Annotated in this window: 7 protein-coding genes; all 7 read right to left on the minus strand. The window is 63.2% G+C overall.

Going from position 1 to position 17,746, the window contains the following annotated elements:
* Window positions 1–75 precede the first annotated feature (75 nt).
* On the minus strand, window positions 76–5,109 hold the full coding sequence (locus VFV96_01235) for an autotransporter-associated beta strand repeat-containing protein (protein ID HEU5069017.1): 5,034 nt from the start codon (window positions 5,107–5,109) through the stop codon (window positions 76–78).
* A gap of 281 nt (window positions 5,110–5,390) precedes the next feature.
* Window positions 5,391–8,759, minus strand: coding sequence for a discoidin domain-containing protein (locus VFV96_01240; protein ID HEU5069018.1), 3,369 nt, complete (start codon window positions 8,757–8,759; stop codon window positions 5,391–5,393).
* Window positions 8,756–11,542 carry a family 78 glycoside hydrolase catalytic domain gene (locus VFV96_01245; protein HEU5069019.1) on the minus strand — a complete coding sequence of 929 codons (2,787 nt, stop codon included), beginning with the start codon at window positions 11,540–11,542 and terminating at the stop codon, window positions 8,756–8,758. The genes VFV96_01240 and VFV96_01245 overlap by 4 nt, the downstream gene beginning before the upstream one ends.
* On the minus strand, window positions 11,539–13,620 hold the full coding sequence (locus VFV96_01250) for a polysaccharide lyase family protein (GenBank protein HEU5069020.1): 2,082 nt from the start codon (window positions 13,618–13,620) through the stop codon (window positions 11,539–11,541). The genes VFV96_01245 and VFV96_01250 overlap by 4 nt, the downstream gene beginning before the upstream one ends.
* Entirely contained in the window at window positions 13,617–15,728 is a 2,112-nt protein-coding gene (locus VFV96_01255) for a TIM-barrel domain-containing protein (protein HEU5069021.1), read from the minus strand. Before VFV96_01255 ends, VFV96_01250 begins: the two co-directional genes overlap by 4 nt.
* A gap of 12 nt (window positions 15,729–15,740) precedes the next feature.
* Entirely contained in the window at window positions 15,741–16,478 is a 738-nt protein-coding gene (locus VFV96_01260) for a rhamnogalacturonan acetylesterase (protein HEU5069022.1), read from the minus strand.
* Between the two features lie 60 nt (window positions 16,479–16,538).
* Window positions 16,539–17,746, minus strand: a 1,208-nt coding sequence (locus tag VFV96_01265) for a DUF4982 domain-containing protein (GenBank protein ID HEU5069023.1), incomplete at its 5' end; no start/stop codon positions are given.

The following is a 17,746-nucleotide window of genomic DNA, read 5'->3' on the forward strand; positions in this document are numbered from 1 at the left end:
CTGTTTGCGATCAAGGCTGGGAGGGGCGCCGCTGCACGCGGCGCCCCCCGAATACACCGGACAACTTCATCGGGATCACGGATACACCAGGCGGAAGAAGGCCGCCGGATTGGTCGGATCCACTGGCAGGGTCACCTGATTGGTGGCCGCTGAACCAGCCACATCAACCCAGTTCGTGCCCAGGCCGAGGCTTAACGCGTTGGTCTGCATCTGCAACCGCCAGCCCGTGTGGTCGGCCGGCCATTGCAGCGTGAGGTTGCCGCCGGACACGCTGCTCACGATGTTCGTGGGCTGGGTGTTGACCGGGCTGGCGCCGCTGAGCAGCTCGATGGAACCGTCGAGCGAGAGCTTGTTCGTCCAGACATAGGCGACCGTGTTCAACGCGTTCGAGGCCGGCAGGGTCACCGTGGTGAAGCCGGAAACCGGGACGCTGAACAGCTTGAACTTGTCGCCCGTTATGAGGTCGGGGCCGAGGTTGGTCACCGTCAAGGTGCCGTTGGCCGCGATGGAGGCCGCCACAATCATGTCGTTGGTGGCGGGTGCGTTGGTGCGGTTGAGTTGCAGATTCACAACCGAGTTGGCGGCAAGCGTGAGGGCATTGGCCACGGTAAGGGTGCCGATGCCGTCACCTGGATTGAGGGTCGCCACGGCGTTGCCCGTGGCGGTCACCGCCCCGTTAACCGTGCCCGAGCCGCTGAGCGACTGCGCAACGGTGGCGCCCAGATTCAAGCCGCCGAGACCCGTGACATCCAGCGTTGCCCCGCCAACGACCGTGAAGGCATTCATGTTCGTGGGCGCGGCGTCCAAGGCCAGCGCCACGGCGCCGTTGCTGACCGTGAGGGAACCGGCCGTTGTGTTGGTGCCCGTAAACGTCTGGGTGCCGGTGCCAACCTTTACCCAGCTGAAGTTGCCCGACAGACTGCCTGCATAAGTGGAGTTGAGATTCTTGTAGCCCACGTTGACAACGCAAGCCTCGCTGTCCCCAACCCAGGCCGTTGGCGAATTGCCGACCAGACCGCCCAATTGCCAGGTCCGGGTGCCGTTGGCGTTGATCGACACCGAGCTGTCGCTCAGGTCGAATGTCACGCCCGGGGCGACACATCCCGTGTCGAGGCGCAGCCAGCCGCCGGTGCCCCGCAGATAGACGGTGTTCGTCACGCCCGCCCATTTCGCATCTCCGCCATTGCAGGAAAACGTGTCGTTATTGCCGCCGACGCTGAAGTCGATGAGCAGGTCCTCCGTGCCGACCAGGGGCGTGCCCCAGAAGAGGGTGCTTCCGGCGCCGATGGTGTTCGTCCGCCCGCCCAATGGAGGCAACAGGTAGATGGTGTTCGTGATGGTGCCCGCGCTGGTGCTGGCAAAGTTCAGCATGCCGCCCTTCAAATAAACCGGGCCGGCGCCAAACGGTGAGGCCGATGAAAGGCGGACGGAGCCCTCCTCAATTGTGCTCCCACCGCTGTAACTGCTGGCGCCACGCCAATTGAGCTCGCCAGTTCCCTGTTTGAGAAAGGCGATGTGGCCGCCGGTGCCTTCGTTGTCGTTCACCGCCGCCGAACAATCATAGGCGGTGGCGTTGGAAACGGTCAGCAGGTTCGTGACCGTGCCTGCGTCATTGACGATCAATCCGCCGCTGAACGTGGTGCTTTGCAGGCCAACGAAGAACTGGTCAGCGCCATGCATGTCCAGCACGCCGCCGGCTTCCACGCGGGCGGAACCACTGAGCTGATTTGGATTTGCGAGGACGAGCTTGCCGGCATTCACGCGGGTCTGGCCGGTGCGTGAACTGACGCCGCTCAGGGTGACCGTGTTGGTGCCGTCCTTGACCAGCACGCCACTGCCGGTGTCGGGGATGGCAAAGGTCCAGTCCGTCGAGCTGTTCAGATCCAAGGTGCCGTCGTTGGTGATGGCCGAGGTTGACAGCACGCCGCCCGGGCCGCCGTTACCGAATTGCAGCGTGCCGGCGATGATGGTGGTCGGGCCGGTGTAGTCAGCCGCACCGGCCACGGTCACCGTGCCGCTGCCGTTCCGCGTCACCCCGCCACTGCCGCTGAGGGAGGCAAATGTTTGAGCCGTGGATTGTGCCAGGACCAGTTCACCATTGTTCGTCACGGCTCCGTTCCCGAAGCTGCCGTCCACCTCCAGCGTGCCGCCTTCAATGGTTGTGGTGCCGGTATTGTCGTTGACCGTGCCGATGGTTAGTCTGCCCGCTCCCTGCTTGAGCAGACGGCTGAGGCCGCTGATTTTGGAACCCGGGCTGCCTTCGTTGAAGTAGTAATCGGTGACCGGATTGCTGACGACCACCAACGACGGCTTCAGCGCACCATTCAGGGAAACATAGGGGTTCGCCGCCCCGCCTTCATCGAATCTGACGACGTCTCCGTTGGTGAACGCCCACGGCGTGGCTGAACCGGACAAATACCAGTCGGTCGTGCCCAACTGGTCCCACGTCGAGCCGGTTCCGGACCACGTCAGGTTGTCGGATGCGGCGTCTGAAACCACCATATAGATGGTGTTGGTGCTGCCCCCTTCATTGACCAAAACCAATTCGGCAGATTTCCCCGGCTGACCCAGTGTGAAGGTGAAATTCACCAGCGAGCCACTCAAGCTGACATTCGCCTGAAGCAGCTTGTAAGTGCCGTTGGTCAGCGCCGGACTGGGCACCGTAATAATGCTGCCGGGGTTAATGGTCACGTAGTCGCCCACAATCAGGTCGCTGCCGGTGGTCGTGACATTCATTTCCAAGGTGCCGCTGATGTCGAGGCTGTTGTAGTTCGTGAAGATCAAGGCACCGATGGTGCTGGACGTCCCCGGCGAGAGTGTGGTTCCCGCGGGCACGGCCAGGCTTCCCCCATTCACACTGCCCACGCCGGAAAGCGTCTGGCTGACGCCGGCATTCAGCACATATCCGGCAGACACATCAAGGGTTGCGCCGTTGTTCAAGATAATGTTCGGACTGGCCATGGTTGCCCCGTAGTTCACGCTCACCGTTCCCGCGTTGACCACGGTGTCCCCTGCATAGAGATTGGTTCCGCTGAGCATCAGTGAGCCCGAGCCAAGCTTCGTCAGGCTGCCCGAACCGTTATTGCCCACCGCGCTGGCAAACGTGACGTTGTTGGCGCCGACGTCAATGGTGGCACCACCGGCACCGATGGTGACCGTTCGCCCTGAAATGTCGTCCGCATTGCCGTTGTATTGCAGTGTGCCGCCGTCGAAGCTGATGTTGCCGGTGCCGAGATTGTCGATGCTGGAGAACACCGTTGTGCCGCCGTTGAGATTCACTCCGCCGCTGTAGCTGTTGGCAGTGGCCAAGGTGAGCGTCCCGGTGCCTGCCTTCGTTAGAACGGCACCGCCACCAATGCTGCCCGAACCGGAAAATGTGTAGTCTTTGCTCGCGTTGACGGTGATCGTGCTGGGCGTCAACGCGCTGTTGAGGGTGACCGTAATCGGGCTGGCGCCGCTGAGGGTGTCTTCGAACAGCACCGAATCGCCCACGCCGTTCGCCTCCTGATAGGTGGTGGCTGCACCCAGCGAGTCCTTCCAGTTAACACTGTTCAAATCCCATGTCCCGCTGCCCTGAGTCCACGTCAGCGGCTGGTTCACGGAAACCACAACGAGATCAAGGGTGGTGGTGGAAAGGTTCGTCACATAAGCCGTAACGTGGGGCTTGATGGCGCCCAGCACGAAGTTGCCGGTGCCCGCAAAGCCATTGGTGGACACCATCAGCGGATAACTGCCGACGTTCAATTTGCCCGAAAGAACGTCAACCGCCACCGTGCCGTTGACGGCAACGCCAGCACCATTGGCGACCAGTAGTGGCGCCGTGTTGGTGGTGGGAATGGCAGCCGAATAAAACTGCACCTTTGTGCCGTCGTTGAGCGCCAGACCGTTGTTGGCCGTAAACGTGCCCGAACCGCTTTCATTGCCCACGCCCACGGCCCCGCCCCCGATAATCGTCACCGAACCATTGCACGTGCCATTGCAACGGAAGGTGGCCCCGTTGTGCACGGAAACCGGGCCGGTGGCGGTTCCGCTGAGCACAAATTCACCCTGCACGATGCGGTTCGCGCCAAGCTGCGGCAAGGCAGCGTTCCAGATCACCCGGCCCGCGCCATACTTGGTCATGGTGTTGGCCGTGGTGGAAGTCCGTTGCGACGTGCTGCCGTTCACGTAGAGGGTGCCCGCCGTATTCTCCTGCGCCAGGATGAGCTCGGTGCCGCTGTTCCATCGGAATACATTATATGACCCGGTGATGGTGACGTCCTGCGCCCCCACATTTGAGGTCACGAGAAAAGTGGTTTGCGACGAGACATACTGGTTCTTGCTCGCGCCCGAATCATAGAGCCAGTAATTCCGGTAGGGGTGGGGTTGATTGAAGCGGACAATGAGCGGATAATAGCTGCCGCTGCCACCGCCAAGCGCAAGGTCCGCCGCTGTGCCCGTGGCGCCATTGATCATGTCCACAAACTGCGTGGTGGGCACTCCGGTAAGCGGGTTGGCCTCGTATCCGTTGGAAATGACCGAACCCGCCCCCACCACATTGCGCGATGCGTCCAGCGCGCCGACGTCGGAACCATCAACGCTGGAATAATAAAGAATGTTGCTGGCCGACCCCGAGGCGATATTGATGGTTCCGCCACTGGCATGGTCGAAATACAATGCTGAGTTCGCGCCGCGTGTCAAAGCCCCTGCCAAAGTCAAACTCTGACCGCTCGCAACGGCCCACGTTTGGACCGAGTTGGCCGGCAGGGCAACGGCGTTGCTCAACGTCAGACCAGCGGTCGCTGCCGACATGTCAATGCCTCCCGTGCCCAGTGTCAACGTGTTGCCGGCACCGATGGTTACCGGCCCGCCGGGATTGGCAATCCGCACCCCGCCCCAGCTCAAATTCGCCCCCAGCAACGTGCTGTTGGGACCGGTGACCGTGCTGTCCCAGACCGCCACATCCGTTGCTCCCGGAACCACTCCCCCCGTCCAGGAGTTGAGGTCATTCAGGTTGTTGGCGTTGTCGGCCTTGTTGATATCGGCGGCGTGCAACGAGCCCGCCAAGGCGAGGCCGCTGCACAACAACGCAGCGCGCATCAGGTTTTGAGGTGTTTGGTTGCTTTTCATGGGTGCTTGGTTTGGCTTGGGTGAACGTGTTTTCCCGCGCGTTTCGCCGGCAAAAAGCCGAACGCCGGCACATCCCGGGTGGATGTTGCCGGAGACAATGCGGTCCCGGATTGAAAACGGACGGGTGAAAACATGTGAGGACACCTTACGGCAATCAGGCCCCGCCGGGAGTCGCCAAAAGTGGTTACAACTCGTCACCAATGGGTCGCCAATTCGGGGGACAAGCCGCCCGCGGCACCGGACGGCCCGCAAAGATGACGCGGTGCCGTGGCTGCCGCGGATCAGGGACGACCACCCTCGTCGATGTCGGTGGAGGTGCTGCGCACCCGGTGATATTCAACCGGCGCGACGTTATCAGGCAGCCGCGGCCCGGCATAGAGAATGGCCAGTTCAGCCAGCGCGGCGCTGGGGTCGGTTCCGTAACCGGAGCGCGCGGTTAACTTGAGCCATCGCGCCGTCTGCGTGCGGACAAACCGTATCGTCTGTGGATTCCACGTCGACGGCAGTTCACCTTCCTGGATTTCCCGCCACGTCTGGCCATCGTCACTCACCGCAAGGGCGTAACCCCGGATGTCCCCCTGATGGTCGCGATCGTTTTGACGGTTCATCAGCACCAGACCGTTCATGGCCACCGGGTGCGGAAATTGCACGGTCAGTGCGTGCGGATGGGGTTGCCCCCGATGGCCGCGGGCCGGCGCCCCCGTGAGCCAAAACGTGTTGGGATCGCCATCAATTGCGGCCGCCGCATCGCCGCCGTCGGCCGTGGCCCGGGCCCCGAGTTTGTGCATGATCCGGGTGTCGAACCACGCGTCTCGCAAATCCGCCGCCGGAATGCTGACCCGCGGCGCGAACCGGTCACTGTGCGCATAGTCGAGCAACGAACGGCGCAACTGCCGCGCCACCGGATTGGGCGCATTCAAGTCGAAGGTGCAGACGAGCAGCCGGCCGGGACCGACGCGACCTTCATAGATCAGCCCCAGCTTCCAGTTGCGGTTCCAATCGTCGATGGCCGCAACGATGGGCTGGAGCGCGGCGGGAAATCGTCCGAGATTCATGGCGCGGGTCTTGATGAGTTCGGTCCACTGCCAGTCGCAATTCGCCGCGGTGGGAAATTCCGCCAGCGCCGCGTGATTGGTGTCGCACCAAAGCCCCAGCATGCGGCTCCAACCGGGCCCCATCAATCGATTCCAGAACACCGGCACGCGATCCAGCGGCGGACTGGACCAGTCCAAGTCGGCCAGCGCGGGTTGCAGGATCACTTTGCCCCCTTGTGCCAGCCGCGCTTCGGCGGCATCCCACGAATGCGTCAGCAGCACATCCGCCGGAACGTCCGTGGTCACGCCCGCCGGATACACCCAGAAGTTCCACGCATTCACGTGGTCGAGCCGCGCGGGTGAAACGTCCGACGCGATGCCGAGCACCAGTTGACAGGCTACGGGGGCGGGCAATCCGGCCAGCGCTACGGAGATGGGTTCTGCCAGACTCGTCCGGCCCACGTTGAGTGGCGGCGTCGCCAGGCGTCCATGACGAAGCGTGTGGCCCTGCGCGTCCCGGATTTGCCAGTCCACGGCATTCGTGAGACGCGACGCGCTGAAATTCGCCACCGTCACGCCCGCCTCCAACGTGTCAGCCGTGGAGAAGACACGTTGCTTCAAGCGCGCCAGCAGCACCACGGGACTGCAAAACTGCCGCCATTCGTCCGCGTTCACGTAACCCTTGCTCTCCCAAAATGGATCGAGCACGCCGACCAAGGCCGTCCCCTGCCCCAGATAATCGTGCAGGTCGAGCAATTGAAAACCCGCGAGCCCTGGCGTGCGCAGGTTGGCTTCGATCTCCTCCTTGTAACAGGCCAGTTGAAACCGGCCGGACGCCCACGCGAAGTCCGGGTCGCGGTCCAACAAGCCCTGCGACGCCATCGAATCGCGGAAAATTTCCAGATTCCCCGGGCGCAGGTAGCCCGTGAACTTGGAAATCACCCGGTAATCGGGATAGGCGCACCATTGGCCGACTTCGTGTGCCACGATCGGCACAGTCACGCCGCGCGTGGCCGACGCATAATCGCGTCCAAACCAGCCGCGTTCGCCGCGGAGCAGGTTCTGGCCGATGCGATGCACCGCGAGATAATCCGCACCCGTCACCGGCCCGGGTTCGTCAATCAGCGACCACCCGGTGTCGGGCGTGTAGAAATGCCGCGGATCCTCCGCCCGGAAATGCTCGACCCATTTGGGCAAAGCGTCTTTCCAGTGCCCTTTCGCTTCGTTGCTCGCGGACATCAGCACGAACGACGGATGATTCCCGTAAGCCTTGAGGATGCGCTCCGTCTCCGCGTAGAGCATGGCCTCCATCGGCGTGCCGGGGCCGATTTCGTTCCACATGCCCGGCTCGATTTGCAGGTAAATGCCCGCTTCATCCGCCGCCGTGAACGCGGCCTCGGGCGGACAAAACGAGTGAAAGCGGACGTGATTCAGGCCCCAGTCCTTGCAGGTGCGAAAAATCTTCAACCACGACGCCACGTCGCACGGCGGGTAACCCGTCAGCGGAAAGTCACCGCCAAAGTGGGTGCCGCGCAGGTGGGTTTCCTGCCCGTTGATGGTGAAGTTTTGGCCGACGGCTTTGAAATCGCGCAGTCCAAAGGCAACGTGCTTTGTGCTCCGTGCTCCGTCCTGCGTCGTCAATGTAAGATCAAAGTTCTGCAGCTTGGCGGAAAACTCACTCCAAAGTCCCGCGCGCTCGGGCAACGCCAGATTAACTCTGGCAACGCCGCCGGTTGCGTCCCACACAAGCGGAAGATTGGTCACGATCTGATGCTCAGCCACCGGCACCTGCCCGCGCATCAGGTGCCCGGCAACGCAACTGACGGACAAGTCGCCATGGCCTGACGTTCCTGTGCGGTTCCCAATCTGGAGGGTCGTGAGCGCCAACCCTTTTTTAACATCCGGAAACACCTGCACCTCCTCAAGCCACACCAGCGGCGTGCTGCGCAGTTCGATTCTTCCCACGATGCCGTTCCACGAACTGCCCAGCGAATCGCTCACGGAATGCGCGTCCGGCCGGTAGTTCAGCAGCATCCGATTGTCGCAGCGCACCGTCAGCCGGTGCCGGCCGGGCTTGATTTGTCCCGGCCCCGGACCCACGACACCGGCCTCAAACTCATGCGGCACGCACAGGGAATTGTTTGTGCCCAGCCATTGCGCGTCGAGCCACGCCCGGGTTTCCCAGTGCGCGCGTTCGAGGAACAGCACCACGCGCCGTCCGTTCCAGTCCGGCGAAATCTCCACGTCGCGCTGATACCACGCCGCGCCGAGGTAATGCCGCGGCGGCTGCGCCAAAAACGGCACCTTCACCTGTCCCGGCCGGAGGTCCGCCTGATAATCCGCGCGCTGCCACCAAAGCTGGTCGTAAAGGGAAAGGACCCAGGGCGTGTTGGTCGTGATGAGGTCGCCGAAGCCCTGCGCCTGCAGCACGCCCGGCAGTTGGATGCGATCCGGCAGGTCACGTGTGAACCAGGCTTCCCGGACACCAACGTCGCGCAGGTCCAGGGCAAAACGCCATTCGCCCGCGAGCGGCAGGTTCTCTCCCGCGGCCAGCGCAATCCGGAACAGCAATAAGCACGCGGTCACCAACAGACTGGTCTGATTCCAGAGTTTCATTGTCGCCCGGGCGGCTGCCAATCTGAAGTGAACCGGTATTCTCCGGAACCGATGTGCAGCACGGCACGGTCGCCTTCCGAGCGCAGGAACTTCACGCCCGGACGGCCGGACGCCAGAAACCCGCCCTCCCGGACGCTGCCCGCATCGGTGGCCGGCACATAAACCGTGGCCGTGGCATTCGCCGGAATGACGACATCCAGGGCGAACTGGCGGCCTGTGCGCTTCCAGGCGCAGGCGACCGGACCCCGAACGGAATCATAACTGGCCTTGGCCCACGTGACATTGCCGACCGGCTGCGGTCGAATGATGATCCGTTTGAAGCCCGGACCATCCGGATCGGGCGCAATGCCCGCGAGGTCGCCGTAAAACCATTCCATGATCTGCCCGAGCATGAAATGATTTTGCGAGGAGGACGGGCGCGCGTCCCATGCCTCGGTCAGGCTCGTGGCCCCCTTTTTGAGTTGATAACCGTAGCCCGGTTTGTCCGTCTGATTGTTCATCGCGAAGATGAGGTCGGACCGGCCGCCGTCGGCCAGCGCGCGAAGCAGATACCGGTAGCCCACATCACCGGCGGTGATGGCGTCGCCGCGGGATTGCACGTCGCGCACGAGCGCCGCCAGGACGGCCGCACGATTTTCCGGCTCACACAGGTTCATCACCAACGGAATGGCATTCGCGCATTGGGAGCCCGTTGCATAACTCCGCTGCGCGCGGTTGTAGAACTTGGCATTGAAAGCGGCGCGGATTTCGTCGGCCTGATCGGCAAACTGTTTGGCCTCCTCCGCCCGACCGAGCAGTTGTGCGGTCTGCGACAGAATCCACGTGTCGTAAAAGTAAAAGGCGGTGGCCGTGAGACTGCGCGGCGTGAGCTGGGAAAAGCCCGGCGGCTTCGGACCCAGGTCATACCAGTCGCCCAGCCCAAAATCCAAAATGTTGAAGCTCGCCTTGCGGTTGAGATAGGCGACGTAACGCTTCATGGCGTCGTAGTGACGCCGCAGCAGTGCGGTGTCGCCGGCGAATTGATACTGCTGCCACGGCACCAGCACGATGGCGCTGCCCCACTCCGGCGAATTGCGAAACGCGTTGGCATCGTCGTCCGGGCCCTTGCCGAAAACGACGTATTCCGGCGCGATGCTGGGCACCATGCCGTTTGGGAGCTGCGAATCCTGCATGTCATTCATGCCCTTGGCGAACAACTGGGCAAGGTCGAATTCGTAGCGCAACGCGAGTCCGTTCAGATGATACTGCTCAAGCCAGCCCAGGCGTTCGCGGTGCGGACAATCGGTGAGCACGCTGACCATGTTTGCCCGTTGCGCCCAGCGGATGAGCGTGTGAATGCGGTTGAACAGCCCGTTGGCACAGGAAAATTCGCCCACCGGCCGGGAACTGGAGTGCACTACGACACCGGCCAGCCCCACGACTCGCGGCCGCTCGCCGCCCGGCGCCGCCGGGAGTCGTTCGACCTGCAAATAGCGGCAGCCCTGGTAAAAGAACTGCGGGAACCACGATTCCTCCGCCCCGCCCGCGAGGGTGTATTGCCAATACGCCTCTCCGCCACCGGCTGACCGGCGATCCACGGAACCATCGGGTTTGAGCAGTTCCGCCGGGGTGATGCGCACGCTGGAACCCGCCGGACCTTGGACCGTCAGCCGCGGCATGATGGGAGCGTTTTGCCCCAAATCATAAACGGCCACGCCGTTCGTCAGCTCCTTTTCGCTGACCGGTCGGAGCGTTTCCATCGCCCGCAATGGCGGGGCTGCACACGAGAGGCCACGCAACATTCCACCAGGGCCGGTGGTTTCAACGGCGCGTTCCCATTGGGCATCATCAAACCCGGGCGTGTTCCAACCGGCCGGCTGGCGTCGTGCATCGAAATCTTCGCCACCGTAAATGGACGTGAACGTAAGCGGGCCGGGGTTCACACGCCATTGCGCATCGGTGCCGAACGTTTGCACGGAGCCGTCGGCGTATTCGAGCCGAACCTGCGCGATCACTTTCAACGGGCCGAACGAACCTTTGAACTTGGTGTAGCGCCCGCCGCCCAGCACGCGATACATGCCGTCGCCCAACGTCATGCCGACGGCATTCGTGCCGGGCCGCAGCAGGTCCGTGACGTCGCGGGTGTCGTAGAGGCAGGTGCGGTCGTATTTGGTCCAGCCCGGTGCGAGGAGATCATCGCCGGCCTTCCGGCCGTTGAGTGACAGTTCGTATTGGCCGAGGCCGCAGAGGTGAACCAGCGCCCGCTTGAGCCCGGGTTTCACAGTGAATTCACGCCGCACAAGCAGGCCCGACAGATTCGTATTCGCCGCGCCAATCCATTGCGCCTGCCAGTCCGCCGCCGACAACACGCCCATCGTCCAGGTGGCGGGTTCGCTCCACGCCGAGCCCTGGTCGTCGCCGTCCCACACGCGCACCTTCCAGAACGCCGGCTGGGACGATTTCAACGCCCGGCCTTGATACGGGATGAACAAGGTGTCGGACGACGCCACTTTGCCGCTGTCCCACAGGTCGCCCTTGTCCCGCGCCAGTTCGCCCAGCGACGAGGCGACGAGGATTTCGTAGGCGCCCTGCCGCTGGTCCCGCTCGGAACTGGCCACCTGCCACGACAACCGTGGCTGCACCACGTCCACCCCGAGTGGGTGGGTGCTGTATTCGCATTGCAAAGCCGTGGGCAAAACCGCGCCGAACGCGGCTCTCCACGAAAGAACCAGCCCGAGGGCAACGATGGCGAGGCGCGCCGACCTTCGCACAGTCGGACGCAGACAAAGCAGTGAATCAGTCATGGCTGGAGTTCCAACCGCACGCAATCATACAGCACACCTTGTGACCACGTGTTTCCGCGCGACCGGAGTTGGATGAGGTTTTCGCCAGACTTGAGCAGCGCGGCGTCGAAGGCAATGGGTTTTTCAATCCAAAAGGCGCGAATTCCATCGCGCTGCATCGTGCTCGTGGAAGGCAGCGGACCGGTGGCGCCGGCGGCTTGGCCGTTGACCAGCACTTCGACGTCGCACCCCTGGTGCGTGCCGCAGAACGCCAGCCGCAACGTGGCCCGGCCCGCCGGCGCGTTCGTCAGGTTGAAGCGGATGGACCACACGGAACTTTGCACGCCGTCGCGCGGATCCCGGCGTCGGGCTTCTGCGTCCGCCGCCTCGTCCTCCTCGCTTTCAACCGGTATGTCGGTCCGGTGCATGATGCGTGGCGGCTGGACGTAATTCCAATCCGTGCGCCAGTTGTTTTTTCCGATGACGAAGTTCACGTCGTGCGGAAACTCGTCCACGTATTTGAAGTAAAGGCCCCAGTGCCAGTAATCGTCGCCGTGGCGAAATTCGCGCGCCGTGCGGTCGGGCACGCCGATTTGCCAGACCGTGCGACCGTAGCGCACCGGCTGCCAGGTTTGCCGGCCCAAGGCGGTGGTGATGCCCGCATTCACGGCCACATTCGTCAGCGAGAATTCGCCGATCACCCCATCTGCAATGGCGCGCAGCCAGTAGTTGCCCGGGCGCACGTTGGGAATGACAAACCGACCGGCAGCATCCGCCCGCACCCAAAATTGGTAGTGCTTCGCGTCACGTTGCCAGTCCTGCAATGCAGGAAAACCGTTCCTGCCCAACGCACCCCGCGCAAGTGCGTTCGTGGCGCCCGTGCGGAAGAAACGGTTGGTTCCGCCGCGCCAGCTGCCGCCAAATCCGCTGAACGACGGTGCAAAATCTGGCGCGGTCACTCCCACCCACACGTTGCTCATCGTTGCCGCCGCATCGTAGGGATCATGGAGGACGAGTTGACCGCTCACCGCACCGCGATCCCAGGCCCGCGGATAGTTTGAATCCACCAGCCAGCCGTAGGGCCAGCGCGCGGCTTCGGCGCGGGCGCGGACCAGCGCCTTCTGCCACAGAACCCGCTGGGTGGCGTCCACGGACGCGCCCGGTTGGGCGGCATTGCAATAGATGAGAAACGGGCCAATGAACTTGCTCCACGACTCGTCGCGCGCAACCGAAAAGGCCGTGCCGCCGTAATGACTTCCCAGCCACATGTTCAGCAACGTGGGCGTGCCGCCCGGATTCACGTCGAGATGCCCGGTCAACTCCGCCTTCGTCGGACCGCCGCCGAGGTATTCCAAGCTGGGATTGATGATCCACAATCCAATGTTGTGCCGCGTGCTGGACCAGCCATAGGCCGGCGTTTCACTGAAGACGGCGGAATAATCGTATTTGTGTTCAACCTCGCCCTTGTGCACGCCCGTCGTCATGAGCCGGGCTTCCTTGAGATTGGTAGGCGCGCCCTGGTCCCAATCCGCCCCGCTTGGCATGAGCCGGCGACGGTTTTCGTCCACGGTCAAGAAGTCGAAAATGGCGGGATTCAACTTCAAACAATAGCGCGCCTCGCCGACGCTGAACGGCGGATAGCCCGCGCGATGTGTCCATTCACAATAGGTGAAGATGCCCGCTTCGCCCTGAATCAGGGCGTAACGAATGTCGATATCCAGCGGCGCGTCGGGCGCCCCCGCCACGTTGGCCGTCCGGCAGGATACTTCCGCCAACGTGCCGCCGTTGGTGGCGGGATTCACCCGCACCACCGCGGCATGTTCACCGCTCGGACGGGTTCGGCCCACGGAAGACCAGTAACCACCCATCGAGCCACGGCCGGACGCCATGAGTTCCAATCCTTGATAACGCAGCGACACCAGGTCGCCGCTGGCCTTTTCGATCCTCGCCGTCACCAGTCCGTTGGCCAGCGTGAAATATCGGGCGTCCTCCTTCAAGGTCACCGAATCGGCAGCAGCCGCATTCACCCAAAACCAGACGAGCGCAAGCAGCAGCGCGCCCCTGCGGCCGCACCGGAAGTGGGACAGGAACAACCTCATCGCGCTGCGACGTGTTGCTTTTCAAACCACGCCTGCGCCTGTGCCGCGAGCGCTTTCAGGTCCGGCCGTTGCGCGGCCGCTTGCAAGGCGTCGATCCATTCCTGGTTCAGGTCTCCCAAATCCAGCGACGCATCGGCCCGGACAAAAATGGGGATGCGCGGCAGTTCGGCTGGCACGGTGATGGTTTGTCCGCCCCGGTAGGTTTTTTCCAGGTTCCACGCATCCTTCCAGTCGCTGCCCGCCGGCAGATAGACCTGTTGCGTTTTTTGTCCTTTGGCCCAGATCGGTGACACGAGCACGTCGCGGCCGTAGAGATACGTCCACCAGTTGTCCCACGCCGCGGGCGCCTGCGGATCGGCCAGAAACAAGGGCCGCACAATCGGCAGACCCGTGTGGGCCGCGGCTTCGGCCTCCTGATGACTGTAATCGGCGAGCCGGTCGTGCAGCCGCGCGTAAAACCGCCAGGTGGCAATCAGGTTGGTCGAATAACTCGGCTCCGTCGGCATGTCCCAGAACGCCAGATTCTTCGTCGGCCCCACTTCCATGATCGGTGTGAAGCAACTGAACGCGAGCCAGCGGGAGCAAAGTTCCTGGTCCATCGTCGCCCGGCTGTAACCGCACGTGTCCGAGCCCCATGTGGGATACCCCATCACGGCGGCGCGTTGCACCGCAATGATGGAGGCGCGCAAACCTTCCGGCACGCCCCCGATGTCGCCGCCCCAGAACACGCCGTAGGGCGAACTGCCCGTATAGGCGGCGCGCGGCAGGCAAACAAAGTCGTCGCCGCGATATTGCTTCGCCACGTCGTAAGTCGCCTTCAGATACATGAGGGGGTAATCATTGCGCTGCTCCCGCAACGAACGACCGTCGTGGATGCGAAATGGCCCGTCATCGGGGATGCCTTCCTCGCCGCGGTCGAGCTTGAAACCGGCCACGCCCAGCTTCAGCAACTTCGCCACGCCGTCCTGCCAGTATTGGCGCGCGGCCGGATTGGAAAAATCGGCCAGCGGATAGTTGTTCCGCTGCGGCTCCTGCCCGGGCAACGTGTAGCCGCGGGCCAGGGCGTTGGTTTCCATCTCGCCTTGAAAGAACGGCCCGATCCACAGCACCATTTTCGCGCCCAAGTCGTCCAGCCATTTCACCGACGCCGCGAAGTTCGGCAGCCGGTGCTCGTCAATTTCAAAATCGTCGTAGCCGAGGCGGCCCGGTCCCCACGGACGGTCAATCCAGTAAACGCCGCACGGAATGCCGTAGGCTTTCATCAACAGCACGTCCTCCATCATCTCGGTGTTGAAGGGTCCGTTGGCCGGCGTGCCGTCGTAAAACGTGGCTCGCTGGTGGTGTTCATCGCGCCACCGCCACGGCTTGAAGGCCCATTTGGGCGGCACCAAGGGAGGTCCGGCTTCCAGCGCGTGCGCCTGGACAATCGCGGCGGGCCGGCCGGCCGTGTAGAGCTTGAAATCGAGCGCAGGCCCCTCGAACCGCACCTTCACGCGGTGCGGGTCGGCGGCGCAAAAATCATAATGCCCGGGCCAGAGCGTTTTCACGAACAGGCCATAGCCGCGCGACGACACATAAAACGGCGCGTAAACGGACGTGGTCGGTTTCAGAATCATGTCCACTTGCTGCCCCCGCAAATTCATGGCCGCCTGGATGCCGGGTGCCCACGATTCCTGTTGGGCGCCGTCCACGACGCGCTCCATCAAACCGGTGAAGTATTCATTCGCACCAGCGTCGAGGGCAAATCCCCAACCTTTGATGTCCGCGGCCGGCGTGGCACTGAGGGACACGTTGAAGCTTTCGCCCTGGCTCGTGATTTTGACCTGCACCAGGCGTCCGGCGGCATCGTGGATCGCTCCCTGCGCCGAACTGCCGGGATGCACTCCGGCAAACACCAGTCCCCGCACCGGCACGCGGCCCGTCGAGGTTTCGTAGTAAATGCCGTCGAGCTTCAAGGTGCCGCCCGCCACGCCCCGGCCGCTGCCCAGATGGCTGGATTCGAAGATCGCCGTGGCTTCGCCCATCGTGTGCAGTTGATGACTCCGGCACCCCACCATGGCGAGGCCCGCCCATTCCAGCACCAGTCCAATTACAAATGCCCTTTTCATCTCAAGCTTGCTTCAGTTCCCGGTGACGCCCGGCTGCATTTCCGCCGCGAGTTGCGGGACCACCTTGGGCAGTTCCTGCAAAACCAGGTCCGCCATTGCGCGGGCCCCGTGTTCGTTGAAGTGTGTCTTGTCCGTGGGTTCGCTGGCAAGTTTCGCCGTTTCCGTCGGCCCCAACCGTTCGTAAAGCGCGCGGCTCGCCGCATGCAGGTCAATCAAGGGCGCGTGCTTCTCCGCCGCGACCGCCTTCATCGCCTCGGCGTAGGGCGCAAGCAAATCGACCAGCTTGCCGTCCTCCGTGTAAGTCCGCCGCAACATCGGCGTCACCAGAATGGGAACGCCGCCGGCGGCACGCGTCTCATCCACATACTGCCGCAGATAGTCGCGATAGTCCGTGGCGGCATCGGTCGCCTCGCGGCGTCCCTTGGCATGCGAATCATTGTGTCCAAATTGGATGAGCACGTAGTCGGGCTTCAACGCCAGCGCCCTGGCCCAGCGCCCTTCCGCAATGAACGTCTTGGTGCTGCGCCCGTTGGCCGCCAGGTTGGACACGACCACCGAAGACTTGAAGCGTTCCTGGATGAACATGCCCCAGCCCCGTGCCGGTTTGCTGGCGGCATAGTTGGCGACGGTTGAGTCGCCGACGATCACCAGCCGCAGTGGATGAGCGTTGCCGGAACCCGCTTCCGCCGGGCTGACCAGAGTGGTCAGCCACAAGGCCAGGGCGGCCATGAATGCACGAATGATTGTCATGATTTTGTCGATGCTAACTAAACCGCCGGCTTTCCGGGCGTCACCAAAACTGGCCACCCGTCACCGGGCCGCCACGGTGGCGTGGCCGTCCGCCAGGCCCGCCGCGTGCGCCGTGAGGTTGATTGTTCCCGTCGCCGCCGTGGCCCGAACAATGGCCACACAGCGTCCGCCGTAGGCCTTGCGCTCGTCCGCTTGAAAGGGCTCCGTGCTCAGGCAGTCGCCATTGTCCACCGCGATGATTTTGCCCGGACCGCTCACGTTGAATTGCACGACCTCGTTGGCCGTCGGCACCGGTGTTCCGCTCGCATCCGCCACGACCGCGCGCACGAACACCACATCGTCCCACGCCGGCGAGACGGCAGCGCGATCCGCGACGAGAACCAGTTTCGCCGCCGGGCCGGCCGTGCGCATCACCTGCCTTGCGACATCCGCACCGCCGTTGCGGCCGACAGCCTCGAGTTCACCCGGTTCAAAAGGCACCTTCCACAGGCGCGGCGCGTCGTTCGCCGGCTTTTTCTGCGCGCCCAGCGAACGACCGTTCAAACGCAGCTCCACCGCTTCGCAGTTGCTGTAAACCTCGACGTTCTCGGTGTGCGGCTGCCGGTTGCGCGGCGACCAGTCGGCAAACGTGACCTGCGTGTGCCGCTCCTCGCCGCCGTAGCCCGGATCGGTCGGCATCACATCATCCGCGGCCACCCGGCGCGCGACACAAACCATTGGCTGGTCGCTCCACCAGCTCTGGCGCTGCCACGCCAGCGGCTTGACCCAGCCGGTGCGGTCGAGCAATCCCGAGGCATGCGCGTTTCGCGGCCATTGGCGCGCTTCACCGAGGTAATCAATGCCCGTCCACAGGAACTGCCCCGCGTGCGACGGATGATCGCGGCAGTTCAACCACGTTGACAAATCGTGCTGTTGTTCTGTCCCGACAATCTTCCACCCGGGGTGCGCCCGCTGCGCCGCCAGCAGTTCCTGATCGCGATAATTCGTGCCCACGACATCGAGCAATTCCGCCAGTCCGTTGGTGTAATCCCCGCTGGAGTTGGGCCGGAACAACGCCTGCGTCACGGGCCGTGTCGGATCGTTCTCGTGATAGGCTTTGACCAGTCCGGCGAGAATCCGTTTCGCCAGCTCCGGTTTGGGCGTGTCGTGAATCTCATTGCCGGCGCTGTAAACAATGATGCTGGGATGATTCCGGTCCCGCCGGACCGTGTCGCGCAAATCCGTCAGCGACCAGTCGTTGAAATACAGGTGGTAGTCGTAGGGATTCT

This window comes from Verrucomicrobiia bacterium, from assembly GCA_035765895.1.
In the GTDB taxonomy this organism is placed as follows: Bacteria; Verrucomicrobiota; Verrucomicrobiia; order Limisphaerales; family DSYF01; genus DSYF01.

What these genes read in the sequence shown, in the direction of transcription:
- VFV96_01245 (HEU5069019.1), bottom strand. Translation starts at nt 11,542, where the DNA reads ATGACTGATTCACTGCTTTGTCTGCGTCCGACTGTGCGAAGGTCGGCG.
- VFV96_01260 (HEU5069022.1), bottom strand. Translation starts at nt 16,478, where the DNA reads ATGACAATCATTCGTGCATTCATGGCCGCCCTGGCCTTGTGGCTGACC.
- VFV96_01255 (HEU5069021.1), bottom strand. Translation starts at nt 15,728, where the DNA reads ATGAAAAGGGCATTTGTAATTGGACTGGTGCTGGAATGGGCGGGCCTC.
- VFV96_01250 (HEU5069020.1), bottom strand. Translation starts at nt 13,620, where the DNA reads ATGAGGTTGTTCCTGTCCCACTTCCGGTGCGGCCGCAGGGGCGCGCTG.
- VFV96_01240 (HEU5069018.1), bottom strand. Translation starts at nt 8,759, where the DNA reads ATGAAACTCTGGAATCAGACCAGTCTGTTGGTGACCGCGTGCTTATTG.
- VFV96_01235 (HEU5069017.1), bottom strand. Translation starts at nt 5,109, where the DNA reads ATGAAAAGCAACCAAACACCTCAAAACCTGATGCGCGCTGCGTTGTTG.